Source organism: Cohnella algarum (genome assembly GCF_016937515.1).
Taxonomy (GTDB): Bacteria; Bacillota; Bacilli; order Paenibacillales; family Paenibacillaceae; genus Cohnella; species Cohnella algarum.
Genome location: NZ_JAFHKM010000002.1, coordinates 837,610 through 850,493 on the forward strand (window position 1 = coordinate 837,610; position 12,884 = coordinate 850,493).

Consider the following 12,884-nt stretch of genomic DNA (forward strand, 5'->3'; position numbering starts at 1 on the left):
CCGCCGCTTCATTATTTCTTTTTGCCGGCTTTGCCTTCCTTGCGGATGATGCGCTCGTTTTCGTACTTGATCCCTTTGCCTTTGTAAGGCTCGGGCGGACGAACGGCGCGCACTTTCGCGGCGATGGCGCCCACGGCTTCTTTGTCGATGCCTTTGACGACGATTTTGTTCTGAGCCGGCACTTCGAATTCGATGCCGCCTTCCGGAACGAATTCGACCGGATGGGAGTAACCTACGTTCAGAACGAGTTTCTCGCCGGATTTGCTGGCGCGGTAGCCGACGCCGACAAGCTCGAGATTTTTGGAGTAACCTTCGGTTACGCCGCTGACCATGTTCGCGACGATCGAACGGGTCGTACCGTGCAGCGAGCGGTGCAGCTTATGATCGGAAGGACGTTCGACGGAAATGACGTTTCCTTCGATCGAAACTTTGATGTCTTTATGCAAAGCGCGGGACAAAGTGCCTTTCGGCCCTTTGACCGTAATTTGATTTTCCTCCAGGCTCACGTTCACGCCGTTAGGCACCTGGATCGGTTTGCGTCCGATACGGGACATGGGTACACCTCCAATCGTTTGCGGGTTGAATTACCAGACGTAGCAGAGCACTTCGCCGCCGGACTTGAACTGACGGGCTTCCTTGTCGGTGACGATGCCTTTGGACGTCGAAATGATCGCGATCCCGAGGCCGCCCAGTACGCGCGGAATTTCGTTCGATTTCGTGTAAACGCGCAGGCCGGGTTTGCTGATGCGTTTCAGACCCGTGATGACGCGCTCGTTGTTTTGACCGTATTTCAGGAAAATACGGATCAGGCCTTGCTTGTTGTCTTCGATATATTCGGCGTCGCGGATGAACCCTTCGCGCTTGAGAATTTCGGCAATCTGCTTTTTCACCGTGGAAGCAGGAAGCTCGACCGTCTCGTGACGAACCAGGTTCGCGTTGCGAATGCGCGTCAACATATCTGCAATAGGGTCAGACATAACCATGGGGGGTAAACCTCCTTCCGTAACTAGGCTGATTACCAGCTCGCTTTTTTAACGCCAGGAATCTGGCCTTTATACGCCAATTCGCGGAAACAAATCCGGCAAATTTTAAACTTTTGCAACACGGAATGCGGACGTCCGCAACGCTCACACCGCGTGTAAGCACGGACTTTAAACTTCGGTGCACGTTGTTGCTTGATTTTCATCGACGTTTTTGCCACTTGCTTTCACACCTCCCGATTGGGCCTTGGCTCGCTGGCCAGGTGGGCGACGTCACTTCGAGAACGGCATGCCCAATTGGGACAGCAGTTCGCGCGCTTCTTCGTCCGTATTAGCAGTCGTTACGATCACGATATCCATCCCGCGAATCTTGTCGATCTTGTCGTACTCGATTTCCGGGAAGATCAGTTGTTCTTTGATGCCGAGCGTGTAGTTCCCACGTCCGTCGAACGATTTCGTCGATACGCCGCGGAAGTCGCGAACGCGCGGAAGCGAAATGTTGAACAGCTTGTCGAGGAAGAAATACATCCGGTCGCCGCGCAGCGTGACCTTGGCGCCGATCGGCGCGTTTTCACGAAGGCGGAAACCTGCGATGGACTTCTTCGCGCGGGTGACGACCGGTTTCTGGCCGGAGATTTTTTGCAAATCTTCGACGGCCGAGTCCAGCACTTTGGAGTTTTGGACCGCATCGCCTACGCCCATGTTGATGACGACTTTTTCGATTTTCGGCACTTGCATGACCGATTTGTAGCTATACTTCTGCATCAGCGCAGGAGTGATCTCGTTGAGGAAACGTTCTTTCAATCTTGCTGCCATCTGTCAAAGCGACCTCCTTTCCGTCTGGATTGAAATTAGTCGATTTCTTGGCCGGAACGCTTGGCGATCCGAACTTTCTTTCCGTTCTCAAGCACTTTGTGACCGATACGGGTCGGCTTGCCGCTCTTCGGATCGACGTGCATGACGTTGGACACGTGAATCGGAGCTTCTTGCTCGATGATGCCGCCTTGCGGATTGTTCGTGGAAGGACGGGTATGTTTCTTGACCATGTTCACGCCTTCGACCAGCACGCGGTTTTCGCGCGGGTAAGCGGCGATGACGCGGCCTTTCTTGCCCTTGTCCTTGCCGGTGATGACGATGACGTTATCGTCTTTCTTCACGTGCAATTTATTGTTGTGCGATTCCAGCACTTTTTTCAAACGGGGCATGAGTACACCTCCTAGCCTGTTTTACTTGGGACGCTTCGGAGGTTACAGGACTTCCGGCGCCAAGGAAATGATTTTCATAAAGTCGCGTTCGCGCAGCTCGCGAGCGACAGGTCCGAAGATCCGCGTACCGCGCGGGCTCTTGTCTTCCTTAACGATAACGGCCGCATTTTCGTCGAATGCGATATAGGAGCCGTCCTTACGCCGCACCGAACGTTTCGTACGAACGATTACGCATTTGACGACGTCGCCTTTCTTGACAACGCCCCCTGGTGTTGCTTGTTTGACGGAAGCAACGATCAGGTCCCCGATGTGACCGACACGGCGTCCCGTACCGCCCAGCACGCGAATGCACATCAGTTCCTTCGCGCCGGAGTTGTCGGCTACGGCCAGTCTCGTAAACGGTTGAATCATCGCAGGTTCCTCCTTTCAGTCGTTAAATGTCGGTATTAGAGAATAACGGCTTTCTCGGTAACTTCGACCAGGCGCCATCTTTTGTCCTTGGACAGAGGGCGGGTCTCCATGATTTTCACGGTATCGCCGATTTTCGCTTCGTTGTTCTCGTCGTGAGCTTTGAATTTCTTCGTGTATTTAATGCGTTTGTGGTACAGGCTGTGTTTCTTGTAGGTTTCTACGGAAACGACGATCGTTTTGTCCATCTTGTCGCTGACGACTTTGCCGATCTGTACCTTGCGGGCATTGCGTTCGCTCATGGGTATCCTCCTTCCCGAGTACGTTGTTCGGGTTTATGGCCGGTCAAGAACCGATGCCGAGTTCACGTTCGTGCAAAATGGTTTTGGCCCGGGCGATTTGTCTGCGCAGCTCGCGAATGCGGTGCGGATTGTCCAATTGACCGGTAGCCAGTTGGAAACGGAGGTTAAACAATTCTTCCTTGAAACCGGCGACTTTCTGTTCGATTTCAACCGAAGTCAGGTTACGGAATTCACTGGCCTTCATTTGCTTCACCACCCAGTTCTTCGCGTTTCACGAACTTCGTCTTGATCGGCAGCTTGTGCGCCGCAAGACGCATCGCTTCGCGAGCGATCTCTTCGGAGACGCCGGCGAGTTCAAACAGGACTTTGCCCGGCTTGACCACGGCTACCCATTTCTCGACGTTACCTTTACCGCTACCCATCCGGACTTCAAGCGGCTTTTGGGTAATCGGCTTGGAAGGGAAAATTTTGATCCAGACTTTACCGCCCCGCTTGATGTAACGGGTCATGGCGATACGGGCGGCTTCGATCTGACGGTTCGTTACCCAGGCAGGCTCTTGAGCTTGCAGGCCGAATTCGCCGAAGCTTACCGTCGTGCCGCCTTTCGCTTGGCCTTTCATTTTGCCGCGGTGCTGTTTGCGGTGTTTGACGCGTTTAGGGACCAACATGATCAGTTGCCTCCTTCCTCAACGGCGGCTTTCTTCTTCTTCGCCGGAAGGACTTCGCCGCGATAGATCCAAACTTTCACGCCGATGCGTCCGTAGGTCGTATGAGCTTCAGCCGTTCCATAGTCGATATCGGCGCGCAGCGTGTGCAGAGGAACCGTACCTTCGCTGTACCCTTCGGTACGAGCGATTTCCGCTCCGCCCAGACGTCCGCTGACCGATGTTTTGATGCCTTTTGCGCCGGAACGCAGCGTGCGTTGAATCGATTGCTTCATCGCGCGGCGGAACGAAATGCGGCGTTCCAGCTGTTGAGCGATGCTTTCCGCAACCAAGACAGCGTCGAGTTCCGGATTTTTGATTTCGGAGATGTTGATATGAACTTTTTTGCCGTTCGTCAGCTTCGTCAGCGCGCCGCGAAGCACTTCGACTTCGGCTCCGCCCTTGCCGATAACCATGCCCGGCTTGGCGGTGTGAATCGTTACGTTGACGCGGTTCGCCGCGCGCTCGATTTCGATGTGCGAAACGGCTGCGTCTTTCAGCTTATTTTTAAGGAATTCTCGGATTTTGACGTCTTCCATCAGAAGATCGCCGAAATCTTTGTCGGCATACCATTTCGATTCCCAATCGCGGATAATGCCGATGCGAAGACCGACGGGATTTACCTTTTGACCCACACGTTGTCCCTCCTTATTTTTCGGATACGACCAGCGTAATGTGGCTGGTCCGCTTGAAGATGCTGAATGCACGACCCTGGGAGCGCGGTTGGAACCGTTTCAGGGTAGGACCCTCGTTGACGTAAGCTTCGGTGATGACCAGCTTGTTTACGTCCAGTTGGTAGTTGTGCTCAGCATTCGCCACAGCAGAGTTCAGCAGCTTCTCCAGTACCGGAGATGCCGAACGCGGCGTATGGCGCAGAATCGCGACCGCTTCGCCCACTTGCTTGCCGCGGATCAGGTCCACGACCAGTCTGACTTTGCGGGCCGGAATGCGAATGTATCTCGCTACGGCTTTCGCTTCTTGTGCCATCGTTGTACCTCCCTCCGTACGTTACGTTCGCCGGTCGCCCGGCGCACGCTTCGTTATCTTCTGCCCGTTTTCTTGTCGTCGTCCGTGTGTCCCTTGTACGTGCGCGTCGGAGCGAACTCCCCGAGCTTGTGACCGACCATGTCTTCCGTCACATATACCGGAACGTGTTTGCGGCCGTCGTATACGGCAAAAGTATGACCGACGAATTGCGGAAAAATCGTCGAGCGACGGGACCACGTTTTGATGACGACCTTCTTGTTGGACTCGTTAAGCACTTCGACTTTCTTGAACAGATAGTCGTCGACGAAAGGTCCTTTTTTCAAGCTGCGACCCATGGTAAAATCCTCCTTTCAACCCGAAATGAGGGCTGGCCGTTATCGCCGCCAGGCGAATGAAGCTTACTTGCGGCGGCGAACAATATATTGGCTTGAAGCTTTTTTCTTCTTGCGGGTTTTGTAGCCGAGCGTCGGTTTGCCCCAAGGGGACATCGGCGACTTGCGACCGATCGGAGCGCGGCCTTCGCCGCCGCCGTGCGGGTGATCGACCGGGTTCATGACGACGCCGCGGACAACGGGACGTTTGCCCATGTTGCGCGAGCGTCCGGCTTTGCCGACGTTGATCAGCTCATGGTCTTGGTTGCCCACGGTGCCGATCGTCGCGCGGCATTGCTTCAGAACGCGGCGGATTTCGCCGGAAGCAAGACGAATCGTAACGTATTTTTCTTCTTTGCCGAGCAGCTGAGCTTCGGTGCCGGCGGCGCGAACGAGCTGTCCGCCTTTGCCGGGCTTCAATTCGATGTTGTGGATAACCGTACCGACCGGGATGTTTTCAAGCGGCAATGCGTTGCCGACCTTGATGTCCGCATCCGCGCCGGATTGGATTTCGTCGCCGACTTTCAAGCCTTTGGGAGCGACGATGTAGCGTTTCTCTCCGTCCAGGTAGTTGATCAGGGCGATGTAAGAAGTACGGTTCGGATCGTATTCGATCGAAGCGACGCGTCCGGGCACGCCGTCCTTGTTCCGCTTGAAGTCGATGATCCGGTATTTCCGCTTGTGGCCGCCGCCTTGGTGACGGACCGTGATTTTACCCTGGTGGTTGCGGCCGCCGCGTTTCGGCAAAGGCGCGAGAAGCGATTTCTCCGGCTGCGACGTCGTAATTTCTTCAAACGTGGACATCGTCATTTCGCGACGGCTAGGCGATGTCGGTTTAAACTTTTTGACTGGCACTGGTTTTCCCTCCTTACCCTATAAACTTTTATACAGACGCTTCGAAAAATTCGAGCGGCTTGCTGTCCGCGGACAGTTGCACGATCGCTTTCTTCCATTCCGAGGAGTACCCGGAGTGGCGACCGTAACGGCGAGGCTTCGGCGGCACGCGCATCGTGTTGACGCTGGCGACCTTCACCTTGAAAATTTGTTCGACGGCTTGCTTGATTTCCGTTTTGTTAGCCTTGATGTCAACTTCGAACACGTATTTGAGCTGATCGATGAACTCGCTCGTGCGTTCCGTGATGACCGGCCGTTTAATAATATCGCGAGGGTTTTTCATTACGCGAATACCTCCTCGACTTTGGCGACCGCATCTTTGGTGATGATGAGCTTGTCATGCACCATGACGTCAAGCACGTTGATTCCGGAGGCGGAGACGAACTTCACTCCCGGGATGTTGCGTGCGGACAGGGCCACGTTGTTCTCGTAGTCGGCGGTAACGACAAGCGCCTTGCGCTCGACTTTGAGGTTGTTCAAAATTTTCGCGAATTCTTTCGTTTTCGGAGCGGCCATGCTCAGCGCGTCGAGAACGATAATTTCGCCCCCGATCACTTTGCTGGACAAAGCCGATTTGATCGCCAGACGGCGAACTTTGCGCGGCAGTTTGAAGCCGTAGCTGCGCGGAGTCGGTCCGAAAACGGTGCCGCCGCCTTTCCATTGCGGAGAGCGGATGCTGCCTTGACGGGCGCGGCCCGTGCCTTTTTGTTTCCATGGTTTGCGGCCGCCGCCGCGAACTTCGGAACGGCCTTTCGTTTTGTGCGTGCCTTGGCGAACGGATGCGAGCTGATTCACGACTGCGCTGTGCAGCACGTGAGTATTCGGATTAACTCCGAACACGCTCTCGGGCAAGTCGAATTCGCCGACTTGGCCGCCGTCCACGTTATATACAGTCACTTTCGGCATGAGTGGTCCTCCTTTCTAGGGGTGTTTAATTATTTCTTCACCGACGAGCGGACTTTGACGTAGCTGTTGCGAGCGCCCGGAATGGAGCCTTTGATCAGAATTACGTTGCGCTCGACGTCGACCTTGACGATTTCAAGGTTTTGGATCGTGATCGTTTCGTTGCCGAGACGACCGTGCATTTTCTTGCCTTTCGGCACGCGGTTGGCGTCGCGGATCGTGGCGAGCGAACCGTTGCCGCGGTGGTACTTGGAGCCGTGGGTCATCTTGCCGCGTTGGAAGCCCCAACGCTTGATGGCGCCGGCCGTGCCTTTGCCTTTGGAAATACCCGTTACGTCAACAAATTCACCTTCAGCAAACAGGTCAACTTTGACTTCCGCACCGACTTCCAGGTCGGAAGAACCGCTGATTTCACGGATGTAGCGCTTGGGCGCCGTGTTGGCCTTTTTAGCGTGACCTGTCTCCGGTTTGTTCGCCAGTTTCGCGCGTTTGTCGGAGAAGCCCAGCTGGATCGCTTCGTAACCGTCGTTGTCTACCGTTTTCTTCTGGAGCACGACGTTCGGAGTCGCTTCGATAACCGTAACCGGCACAACGTTGCCGTTAGCGGAGAACACTTGCGTCATCCCGATTTTACGTCCCAAGATTCCTTTCATGTTGACACCTCTTTTCCTTCATGCGATGGATTTCTTTGTTCTTGTATGGCCTATTAGAGCTTGATTTCGATGTCCACGCCGGACGGCAAGTCGAGACGCATCAATGCGTCGACCGTTTGCGGTGTCGGATTGACGATGTCAATCAAGCGCTTGTGCGTACGCATTTCGAATTGTTCCCGCGAATCCTTGTACTTGTGTACCGCGCGCAAAATCGTGATGACCTGTTTTTCGGTCGGCAGCGGGATCGGTCCCGATACGCCGGCGCCGGTACGTTTAGCCGTGTCTACGATTTTTTCCGCGGATTGATCGAGAATGCGGTGATCGTAGGCTTTCAAACGGATACGGATTTTTTGCTTCGCCATAGAAATTCCCTCCTTCATTCGCCCAATTTTGGAATCGGACATACTCCGCGAGAATAACCCGGCAGCGTCCCGTCCACCCCTCTATGGCAAAGGGGCCGGGTGTGTCGGCAACCTCTCGCATCATCGCACAGTCACAGACCAACATTCACTATTATAGCGATCTGCCCATGCGATTGCAACAAAATTTTTTCATTTTCATAAACTGGCGTTCCGTCGGCAAACTGCCGCTCGCGAACGGCTTGCGAATCCACCGTATTTCTTCCTATATAATAGAAGGAACTCAATTCGGCAGCTTGCTCGGCTGACGGCTGCCGCCAAGAAAGATCCTGCGCGTCGTGGGCTGCCGTTTCTTTAGGATCGCTTCCGCTTCCTTTATCAAATCTTCGAAGAACTCGGCTTGGAGCTCTTTCCTGATGATCTGTAGCATTCGAGTCAGCGTATCATTGCTCGCTTTTTCGAGAACGCGCCCCAAAACGTCGGGGTTGACGGCCAAATCGCTAATCAGCTCCGCCGTATTTTCGACATCGTCGATGTTGATTTGATCCTCTAAAAAGGGCTTGATTAGTTCGTTAAAATCCTGATCGGAGATGATTTCCGGGTTTTGCGCCATATCCGAGTAATCGTTTTTCGGATCGTTCTCGTCCTCGCTTCTTTCCTCGTCGCGCGTTTCCGCCGAAAATCCGCCGAAGCTGATTCGCCGCCGCCGGTATGCCGAATCGGCGAGCTTGCCGAAACGATGAGGCGCGATCAAGCCTTCTTCGTCCCCGGAAAGCACGGAGCTGGCGATCGCTTCGTTCGACCGCTCTATATTCCAGTCGGGCGCGAGCATCTCGACCTCTTCGTCGATCGGCCGGATATGCTCGGGCGGTATGAGAGATTTCGTTTTCCGGGCTTCCGGGATATGCATCGGGTCGACCAGAAGCTTCGATCGTTGACCCTTGTCCAGAAAAACGCGCGCGATTTTCGGGTTTTTTCCCTTTTCGCTCAACCTTTCGCCATACTCGTCGGCCGTTTTCCGGTCCGTTGCGACATGAACGAAGTTTTTGCTCGTTTCGACGAAAAACTCGTCCTCCGCTTCGGAAGCTCCGCCGACTCCTCCATGAGACGGATCGAGCCCTTTGCTCAAAATGCCGCTATAATTATCGAGATCTGACGCATGAAAATATCGGGATTGATGATAAAGCTCCGACAGCCGTTCCGTTTGAAACGATTCGATTTCCGCCAGCAGCTGTTCCATATTTTCGATGTCGTAGTTCGTTTCGCTTTCCCACATCTTTTTCATCGTTTTTTGCTGATCTTCTTCCAGGCGCAAATAGAGCTTCGCGATATCGGGCGACTTTTCGCTGAGCTCCTTGTACGAGCCGCTGTTGTTGATCATTCGCTGAATCGGCATCTCGCCGGTTTCGGACTTCCTCCCTCCGCCGAATCCCATCATGCGGGAGACCGCCTGATTGCCGAGGTGCCGCTGAAGCGACTGAATATCGCCGAACGAATGAGCATCGGCCGCGCGGGCGCCGTTGGCGTGCGCCTTGTTCGGGGCAGCTTGCCCCGGCTTCTTTCCGTCAAAATTCGCAAATTTCAATGGAATGACCTCCAAGGAATAAACATGAACGGCCATACAAGTATACCATATGCTTCCATCTGCGCGAAACTTCGCACCGTCGCCCGAACGCAAAAAAACGCACCCGATAAGCTCGGGTGCGTCTCCTTGAATGGCAAATTACTTTTGAATCGTAGCGACGGCGCCTGCGCCAACCGTACGGCCGCCTTCGCGGATGGAGAAGCGAGTGCCTTCTTCAACGGCGATCGGAGCGATCAGTTGAACGGATACCGTGATGTTGTCGCCAGGCATAACCATTTCCGTGCCTTCCGGCAGGTTGATGATGCCCGTAACGTCCGTCGTCCGGAAGTAGAATTGCGGACGGTAGCCCGTGAAGAAAGGCTTATGACGGCCGCCTTCTTCTTTGGTCAGGACGTAGATTTGAGCGGTGAATTCCGTGTGCGGCTTAACCGAACCCGGCTTGGCCAGAACTTGTCCGCGCTCGATGTCTTTGCGGTCAACGCCGCGCAGCAGGGCGCCGATGTTGTCGCCGGCTTGAGCGGAGTCGAGCAGCTTGCGGAACATTTCAACGCCGGTAACGACGGATTTGCGGCTGTCTTCGACAAGACCGATGATTTCGATTTCGTCGCCGACTTTGACCGTACCGCGCTCAACGCGACCCGTAGCAACCGTACCGCGGCCCGTGATCGTGAACACGTCTTCGACCGGCATCAGGAACGGCTTGGAAACGTCGCGTACCGGTTCCGGAATGTAGGTATCGATTTGCTCGAACAGTTCGACGATCTTGTCTGCCCAAGGACCGTCCGGGTTTTGCAGGGCTTCGCGAGCCGCGCCGCGAATGATCGGCGTGTCGTCGCCCGGGAACTCGTATTCGTTCAGCAGGTCGCGTACTTCCATTTCGACCAGCTCAAGCAGTTCTTCGTCTTCAACCATGTCGCATTTGTTCAGGAATACGACGATGTAAGGAACGCCGACTTGCTTGGAGAGCAGGATGTGCTCGCGCGTTTGCGGCATCGGGCCGTCAGCGGCGGATACGACGAGGATCGCGCCGTCCATTTGCGCTGCGCCGGTGATCATGTTTTTAACGTAGTCGGCGTGTCCGGGGCAGTCAACGTGAGCATAGTGACGGTTAGGCGTTTCGTATTCAACGTGAGCGGTGGAAATCGTGATCCCGCGCTCGCGTTCTTCCGGAGCTTTGTCGATTTGGTCGAATGCGACGGCAGCGCCGCCGTATTTTTTGGAAAGAACCGTCGTGATCGCAGCCGTCAGCGTCGTTTTGCCGTGGTCGACGTGACCGATCGTGCCGATATTAACGTGCGGTTTAGTACGTTCAAACTTAGCCTTTGCCATTGAAATGTTCTCCTCCTTATAAGTAAAGGAATTTTATGGGTTGACGGGGGAAGCCGGCATGCGCCGGCCTCGGCCCGTCCAAATCCAGAACGGATCAAGCGCCTTTGTTCTTCGAGATGATTTCGTCCGCGATCGATTTCGGCACTTCTTCGTAGTGCGACAGTTCCATCGAGAACACGCCGCGGCCTTGGGTGCCGGAACGAAGTACGGTCGAATAGCCGAACATTTCCGCGAGCGGTACTTTCGCTCTGACGATCAAAGCGCCATGGCGGGTATCGCTGCCTTCAATGCGTCCGCGGCGGGAGCTGAGCATGCCCATGACATCGCCCATATACTCTTCCGGAACGGTAACTTCGACTTTCATGATCGGCTCGAGCAGAACCGGAGCGCATTTGTCTTTCGCGTTTTTAAGCGCCATGGAGCCGGCGATCTTAAACGCCATTTCGTTGGAGTCGACGTCATGGTACGATCCGTCGAAGATCGTAGCCTTGATATCGACGAGCGGGAAGCCGGCAAGCACGCCGTTTTTCATCGCTTCTTCGATACCGGCTTGTACCGGCGCGATGTATTCGCGCGGTACGACGCCGCCGACAACCTTGTTCTCGAATACGAAGCCTGCTCCGGCTTCGAGCGGTTCGAACTCGATCCAACAGTGGCCGTATTGGCCGCGGCCGCCGGATTGGCGAACGAACTTGCCTTCGACCTTCGCGGCTTGGCGGAACGTCTCGCGGTAAGCGACTTGCGGCTTGCCGACATTCGTTTCGACTTTAAACTCGCGAAGCATCCGGTCGACGAGAATTTCAAGGTGAAGCTCGCCCATGCCGGCGATGATCGTTTGTCCCGTTTCTTCGTCGGTATGCGCGCGGAAGGTCGGGTCTTCTTCGGCCAGCTTCTGCAGAGCGATCCCCATCTTGTCTTGGTCGGCCTTCGTTTTCGGCTCGACGGCAAGCTGGATAACCGGTTCCGGGAAGTTCATGGATTCGAGAATAACCGGGTTCTTCTCGTCGCACAGCGTATCGCCCGTCGTCGTGTCTTTCAAACCGACGGCAGCGGCGATGTCGCCGGAGTAAACGACGCTGATCTCCTGACGGCTGTTCGCGTGCATTTGCAGAATCCGTCCGATCCGTTCGCGCTTGTTCTTCGTCGCGTTGATGACGTACGAACCGGAGTTCAGAACGCCGGAATAGACGCGGAAGAACGTCAGCTTGCCGACGAACGGGTCGGTCATGATTTTGAACGCAAGCGCGGCGAACGGTTGATCGTCGGCCGATTTGCGCGTCGTTTCCGTGCCGTCCTCGAGCGTACCCTTGATGTCCGGTACGTCGGTCGGAGCCGGCAGGTAGTCGACGACTGCGTCCAGCATCGGCTGAACGCCTTTATTGCGGTAAGACGAGCCGCAGACGACGGGGAAGATTTTCACTTCGACGACGCCTTTGCGGAGAGCCGCTTTGATCTCGGGGACCGTCAGCTCTTCGCCTTCGAGGTACTTCATCATCAGTTCCTCGTCCAGCTCGGCCACTTTTTCTACCAATTCAAGACGCAGCTCTTCCACCTTGTCCGCAAGCTCGGCCGGGATTTCGGATTTGAGCGGCTCTTTGCCAAGATCGTCTTGATAAACGTAAGCAACCCGTTCGATCAGGTCGATCATGCCTTTGAAGTCGTTCTCGGCGCCGATCGGCAGTTGAATGGCGACGGCATTGGCTTGCAGACGCTCGCGCATGTCTTTGACGACATTGAGGAAGTCTGCGCCGATGATGTCCATCTTGTTGACGTAAGCGATACGCGGAACGCCGTAACGGTCGGCTTGACGCCATACCGTCTCGGATTGCGGTTCCACCCCTTCTTTGGCGCTGAATACGCCAACGGCTCCGTCCAATACGCGCAAGCTGCGCTCGACTTCCACGGTAAAGTCAACGTGTCCCGGGGTGTCGATAATATTGATGCGGTGACCCTTCCATTGAGCGGTCGTGGCGGCCGAAGTAATCGTGATGCCGCGCTCCTGCTCTTGCTCCATCCAGTCCATCGTGGCGGCGCCTTCGTGCACTTCGCCGATTTTGTGGACGCGTCCGGTGTAGAACAGGATCCGTTCGGTGGTCGTCGTCTTCCCCGCGTCAATATGCGCCATGATGCCGATATTGCGCGTATTCTGTAAGGAGAACTCCCTTGCCATGCATTTGTCTCCTTTCGGTTCTTCAGCTCCGCGG

20 protein-coding genes are annotated in these 12,884 nt (G+C 55.1%); all 20 read right to left on the minus strand.

Going from position 1 to position 12,884, the window contains the following annotated elements; genetic code table 11:
- Positions 1–11: 11 nt before the first annotated feature.
- A complete protein-coding gene (gene rplF / locus JW799_RS03930; protein ID WP_080831972.1) occupies positions 12–554 on the minus strand; it encodes a 50S ribosomal protein L6 in 543 nt (180 codons plus the stop codon).
- A 30-nt stretch (positions 555–584) separates the two neighbouring features.
- Positions 585–983, minus strand: coding sequence for a 30S ribosomal protein S8 (rpsH, locus tag JW799_RS03935; RefSeq protein ID WP_080831973.1), 399 nt, complete (start codon positions 981–983; stop codon positions 585–587).
- A 32-nt stretch (positions 984–1,015) separates the two neighbouring features.
- Complete coding sequence (locus JW799_RS03940; protein WP_036580069.1) at positions 1,016–1,201, minus strand: type Z 30S ribosomal protein S14; 186 nt, start codon at positions 1,199–1,201, stop codon at positions 1,016–1,018.
- A 52-nt stretch (positions 1,202–1,253) separates the two neighbouring features.
- Positions 1,254–1,796, minus strand: coding sequence for a 50S ribosomal protein L5 (gene rplE / locus JW799_RS03945; RefSeq protein WP_080831974.1), 543 nt, complete (start codon positions 1,794–1,796; stop codon positions 1,254–1,256).
- Between the two features lie 35 nt (positions 1,797–1,831).
- Entirely contained in the window at positions 1,832–2,185 is a 354-nt protein-coding gene (gene rplX, locus JW799_RS03950; protein ID WP_080831975.1) for a 50S ribosomal protein L24, read from the minus strand.
- A 42-nt stretch (positions 2,186–2,227) separates the two neighbouring features.
- Positions 2,228–2,596, minus strand: a complete 369-nt coding sequence (rplN, locus tag JW799_RS03955; protein ID WP_027087361.1) for a 50S ribosomal protein L14 — start codon at positions 2,594–2,596, stop codon at positions 2,228–2,230.
- A gap of 35 nt (positions 2,597–2,631) precedes the next feature.
- A complete protein-coding gene (gene rpsQ / locus JW799_RS03960; protein WP_080831976.1) occupies positions 2,632–2,895 on the minus strand; it encodes a 30S ribosomal protein S17 in 264 nt (87 codons plus the stop codon).
- A gap of 43 nt (positions 2,896–2,938) precedes the next feature.
- The gene (gene rpmC, locus JW799_RS03965) at positions 2,939–3,139 is read right to left on the minus strand and encodes a 50S ribosomal protein L29 (protein ID WP_080831977.1); all 201 of its coding nucleotides are present in this window, start codon (positions 3,137–3,139) and stop codon (positions 2,939–2,941) included.
- A complete protein-coding gene (gene rplP, locus JW799_RS03970) occupies positions 3,126–3,563 on the minus strand; it encodes a 50S ribosomal protein L16 (protein ID WP_080831978.1) in 438 nt (145 codons plus the stop codon). The genes rpmC and rplP overlap by 14 nt, the downstream gene beginning before the upstream one ends.
- 2 nt (positions 3,564–3,565) lie before the next feature.
- Positions 3,566–4,234, minus strand: a complete 669-nt coding sequence (gene rpsC / locus JW799_RS03975) for a 30S ribosomal protein S3 (RefSeq protein WP_080831979.1) — start codon at positions 4,232–4,234, stop codon at positions 3,566–3,568.
- A gap of 13 nt (positions 4,235–4,247) precedes the next feature.
- Positions 4,248–4,586 (minus strand): 50S ribosomal protein L22, encoded by a 339-nt coding sequence (rplV, locus tag JW799_RS03980; RefSeq protein ID WP_080831980.1) that lies wholly within the window; start codon positions 4,584–4,586, stop codon positions 4,248–4,250.
- Between the two features lie 53 nt (positions 4,587–4,639).
- On the minus strand, positions 4,640–4,921 hold the full coding sequence (gene rpsS / locus JW799_RS03985; protein ID WP_080831981.1) for a 30S ribosomal protein S19: 282 nt from the start codon (positions 4,919–4,921) through the stop codon (positions 4,640–4,642).
- 63 nt (positions 4,922–4,984) lie between these two features.
- Positions 4,985–5,812 carry a 50S ribosomal protein L2 gene (gene rplB / locus JW799_RS03990; RefSeq protein ID WP_080831982.1) on the minus strand — a complete coding sequence of 276 codons (828 nt, stop codon included), beginning with the start codon at positions 5,810–5,812 and terminating at the stop codon, positions 4,985–4,987.
- A 28-nt stretch (positions 5,813–5,840) separates the two neighbouring features.
- Positions 5,841–6,134 carry a 50S ribosomal protein L23 gene (gene rplW, locus JW799_RS03995; RefSeq protein ID WP_080831983.1) on the minus strand — a complete coding sequence of 98 codons (294 nt, stop codon included), beginning with the start codon at positions 6,132–6,134 and terminating at the stop codon, positions 5,841–5,843.
- Positions 6,134–6,757, minus strand: a complete 624-nt coding sequence (gene rplD, locus JW799_RS04000; protein WP_080831984.1) for a 50S ribosomal protein L4 — start codon at positions 6,755–6,757, stop codon at positions 6,134–6,136. The genes rplW and rplD overlap by 1 nt, the downstream gene beginning before the upstream one ends.
- A 29-nt stretch (positions 6,758–6,786) precedes the next feature.
- Positions 6,787–7,407, minus strand: a complete 621-nt coding sequence (gene rplC, locus JW799_RS04005) for a 50S ribosomal protein L3 (protein WP_080831985.1) — start codon at positions 7,405–7,407, stop codon at positions 6,787–6,789.
- Positions 7,408–7,460: 53 nt separating this feature from the next.
- Complete coding sequence (rpsJ, locus tag JW799_RS04010; protein WP_019006420.1) at positions 7,461–7,769, minus strand: 30S ribosomal protein S10; 309 nt, start codon at positions 7,767–7,769, stop codon at positions 7,461–7,463.
- A 280-nt stretch (positions 7,770–8,049) separates the two neighbouring features.
- Positions 8,050–9,351 carry a hypothetical protein gene (locus JW799_RS04020; RefSeq protein ID WP_205428738.1) on the minus strand — a complete coding sequence of 434 codons (1,302 nt, stop codon included), beginning with the start codon at positions 9,349–9,351 and terminating at the stop codon, positions 8,050–8,052.
- Between the two features lie 138 nt (positions 9,352–9,489).
- The gene (gene tuf, locus JW799_RS04025) at positions 9,490–10,680 is read right to left on the minus strand and encodes an elongation factor Tu (protein ID WP_080831987.1); all 1,191 of its coding nucleotides are present in this window, start codon (positions 10,678–10,680) and stop codon (positions 9,490–9,492) included.
- 94 nt (positions 10,681–10,774) lie between these two features.
- On the minus strand, positions 10,775–12,850 hold the full coding sequence (gene fusA, locus JW799_RS04030) for an elongation factor G (protein WP_080831988.1): 2,076 nt from the start codon (positions 12,848–12,850) through the stop codon (positions 10,775–10,777).
- Positions 12,851–12,884 lie beyond the last annotated feature (34 nt).